Annotated in this window: 4 protein-coding genes; all 4 read left to right on the top strand. The window is 72.7% G+C overall.

The genetic code is table 11. The annotated features are described in order from the left end of the window. The first annotated feature begins 12 nt into the window (after positions 1 to 12). From aroC to aroQ, 4 genes are read left to right on the top strand one after another with little or no spacing between them, the layout of a single operon-like run. Complete coding sequence (aroC, locus tag IQ279_RS27370; RefSeq protein WP_206352013.1) at positions 13 to 1197, top strand: chorismate synthase; 1185 nt, start codon at positions 13 to 15, stop codon at positions 1195 to 1197. Then, on the top strand, positions 1194 to 1739 hold the full coding sequence (locus tag IQ279_RS27375) for a shikimate kinase (protein ID WP_206352014.1): 546 nt from the start codon (positions 1194 to 1196) through the stop codon (positions 1737 to 1739). The genes aroC and IQ279_RS27375 overlap by 4 nt, the downstream gene beginning before the upstream one ends. Further along, positions 1736 to 2830, top strand: coding sequence for a 3-dehydroquinate synthase (aroB, locus tag IQ279_RS27380; protein WP_206352015.1), 1095 nt, complete (start codon positions 1736 to 1738; stop codon positions 2828 to 2830). The genes IQ279_RS27375 and aroB overlap by 4 nt, the downstream gene beginning before the upstream one ends. Then, positions 2827 to 3282, top strand: a complete 456-nt coding sequence (aroQ, locus tag IQ279_RS27385; RefSeq protein ID WP_206352016.1) for a type II 3-dehydroquinate dehydratase — start codon at positions 2827 to 2829, stop codon at positions 3280 to 3282. The genes aroB and aroQ overlap by 4 nt, the downstream gene beginning before the upstream one ends. The last annotated feature ends 7 nt before the right edge of the window (positions 3283 to 3289 follow it).

Raw genomic sequence — 3289 nt, forward strand, 5'->3', positions numbered from 1 at the left:
TGAGGAGCACCGTTGAGCAGGTTGCGCTGGCTGACCGCGGGGGAGTCGCACGGCCCCGCACTGGTGGCGACGTTGGAGGGGCTGCCCTACGGCGTGCCGGTCACCACGGAGATGGTGGCGGAGGAGCTGGCGCGGCGGCGGCTGGGTTACGGTCGCGGCGCGCGGATGAAGTTCGAGCGGGACGAGGTCACCTTCCTGGGCGGGGTGCGGCACGGGCTGACGCTGGGCTCGCCGGTCGCGGTCATGATCGGTAACACCGAGTGGCCCAAGTGGGAGAGGGTGATGGCGGCCGATCCGGTGGGGGAGGCGGAGCTGGCGGAGCTGGCGCGTAACGCGCCGCTGACCCGGCCCCGGCCCGGTCATGCGGATCTGGCCGGGATGCAGAAGTACGGGGTGGGTGATGCCCGGCCGATTCTGGAGCGGGCCTCGGCGCGGGAGACGGCCGCCCGGGTGGCGCTGGGTGCGGTGGCCCGGTCGTATCTGCGGCAGGTGGCCGGTGTCGAGGTCGTCTCCCATGTGGTGGCGCTGGGCGGGGCGGAGGCTCCGGCCGGGGTGCTGCCGGAGCCGGGGGACGTGGCGCGGCTGGATGCGGATCCGGTGCGGTGTCTGGATGCGGAGGCGAGCCGGGTGATGGTGGGGGTGATCGACGCGGCTCACAAGGAGGGGGACACTCTCGGTGGTGTCGTCGAGGTCGTGGCCCACGGGGTGCCGGTGGGGCTGGGCAGTCATGTGCACTGGGACCGGCGGCTGGACGCCCGGTTGGCGGGGGCGCTGATGGGGATTCAGGCCATCAAGGGGGTGGAGGTCGGTGACGGGTTCGGGCTGGCGCGGGTGCCCGGTTCGAAGGCGCATGACGAGATCGTGCCGACCGGGCAGGGGGTGCGGCGTGCCTCGGGGCGGTCGGGTGGTACCGAGGGTGGGCTGTCCACCGGTGAGGTGTTGCGGGTGCGGGCGGCGATGAAGCCGATCGCGACCGTGCCGCGGGCGCTGGCCACGGTGGATGTGGCCACGGGGGAGGTTGCCCGGGCTCATCATCAGCGTTCGGATGTGTGTGCGGTTCCGGCTGCCGGGATCGTGGCCGAGGCGATGGTGGCGCTGGTGCTGGCCGATGCGGTCGCGGAGAAGTTCGGTGGTGACTCGGTCGTCGAGACCCGCCGCAATGTGGCCGGTTTCCTGGATCATCTGGAGATCCGGTGAGCGCGGGCGGGGCGGGGGAGAGTACGGCCACCGGTCCGGTGGTGGTGCTGGTGGGTCCGCCCGGTGCGGGCAAGACCACTGTGGGTGCGGTGCTGGCCCGCAGGCTGGGGGTGTCGCTGCGCGACACCGACGCGGACATCGAGGCGGCGGTGGGCAGGGCGATCTCCGAGATCTTCGTGGAGGACGGGGAGCCGTACTTTCGTGAGCTGGAGCGGGAGGCGGTGCGTGCGGCTCTGGCCGGGCACGGCGGGGTGCTCTCGCTGGGCGGTGGCGCTGTCATGGACGCGGGTACCCGCGGGCTGCTGGCCGGGCTGCCGGTGGTCTTCTTGGACGTGGCGCCGGCCGACGCGGTCAAACGCGTCGGGCTGGATGCCCCGCGTCCTTTGCTGGCGGTCAATCCCCGCAAGCAGTGGCGCACGTTGATGGAGCGGCGCCGCCCGCTGTACACCGAGGTGGCCCGCGTGGTCGTCGACACCGCCGGCCGTGACCCGGAGGAGACCGCCCAGGCGGTCCTGGACGCACTCGAGTTGAAGGACACATGACCACCACACCCTCCACCCGCATCACCGTTGGCGGCACCGCGGGCACCGCGCCCTACGACGTCCTCGTCGGACAGCGGCTCCTGGACGAACTGCCGCACCTGATCGGCTCCGACGCCCGCCGGGTGGCCGTGATCCACCCCGAGGCGCTGACCGAGACCGGCGAGGTGCTGCGCGAGGACCTGGCGGGCCAGGGATACGAGGCCGTCGCCATCCAGGTGCCCAACGCCGAGGAGGCCAAGACCGCCGAGGTCGCCGCGTACTGCTGGAAGGCGCTGGGGACCTCCGGCTTCACCCGCACCGACGTCGTCGTCGGCGTCGGCGGGGGAGCGACCACCGACCTGGCGGGCTTCGTCGCGGCGACCTGGCTGCGCGGGGTGCGCTGGATCGCGGTGCCCACCACGGTGCTGGGCATGGTGGACGCGGCCGTCGGCGGCAAGACCGGCATCAACACCGCCGAGGGCAAGAACCTGGTGGGCGCCTTCCACCCGCCGGCCGGGGTGCTGTGCGACCTGGCGGCGCTGGAGTCGCTGCCGGTGCACGACTACGTCAGCGGCCTGGCCGAGATCATCAAGGCGGGCTTCATCGCCGACCCGGTCATCCTGGAGCTGATCGAGTCCGACCCCGAGGCCGCCCGCACCCCCGCGGGCCCGCACACCTCCGAGCTGATCGAGCGCTCGGTCCGGGTCAAGGCCGAGGTGGTCTCCTCCGATCTGAGGGAGTCGGGACTGCGGGAGATCCTCAACTACGGGCACACCCTGGCCCACGCCATCGAGAAGAACGAGCGCTACAACTGGCGGCACGGCGCGGCCGTCGCCGTCGGCATGGTCTTCGCCGCCGAACTGGGGCGCATCGCGGGCCGGCTGGACGACGCCACCGCCGACCGGCACCGGGCGGTCCTCACCGCCGTCGGGCTGCCCGTCACCTACCGGGGCGACCAGTGGCCCAAGCTGCTTCAGACGATGAAGGTCGACAAGAAGACCCGCGGCGACCGGCTGCGTTTCATCGTCCTGGACGGCCTGGCCCGGCCCGCCGTGCTGGAGGGGCCGGACCCGGCGATGCTGCTCGCCGCTCACGCGGAGATCGCCGCGTGAGCGGCGCCGCGCCCCGGAGGGTCCTCGTCCTCAACGGGCCCAACCTCGGCCGCCTGGGTTCCCGCGAGCCCGACGTCTACGGCTCGACCTCCTATGCCGGGCTCGTCGAGCGGTGCACGCGGCTGGGCGGGGAGCTGGGGCTGGAGGTCGAGGTCCGCGAGACCAACGACGAGGGGGAGATGATCCGCTGGCTGCACGAGGCCGCCGACGCGTCCGTGCCGGTCGTCCTCAACCCCGCCGCGTTCACCCACTACTCGTACGGGATGCGCGACGCCGCCGCCCAGCGCACCGCTCCGCTGATCGAGGTGCACATCTCCAATCCCCACGCCCGTGAGGAGTTCCGCCACACCTCGGTCGTGTCGGCCGTGGCCTCCGGCACCATCGCCGGTTTCGGCATCGGTTCCTACGAGCTGGCCCTGCGTGCCCTGGCGGACGACCGGCCGCACAGCTGAAGGGCGC

This window comes from Streptomyces verrucosisporus (assembly GCF_017114865.1).
In the GTDB taxonomy this organism is placed as follows: Bacteria; Actinomycetota; Actinomycetes; order Streptomycetales; family Streptomycetaceae; genus Streptomyces; species Streptomyces fenghuangensis.

Coding starts and splice junctions, on each gene's coding strand:
- aroB (WP_206352015.1), top strand. CDS start 1,736: ATGACCACCACACCCTCCACCCGCATCACCGTTGGCGGCACCGCGGGC.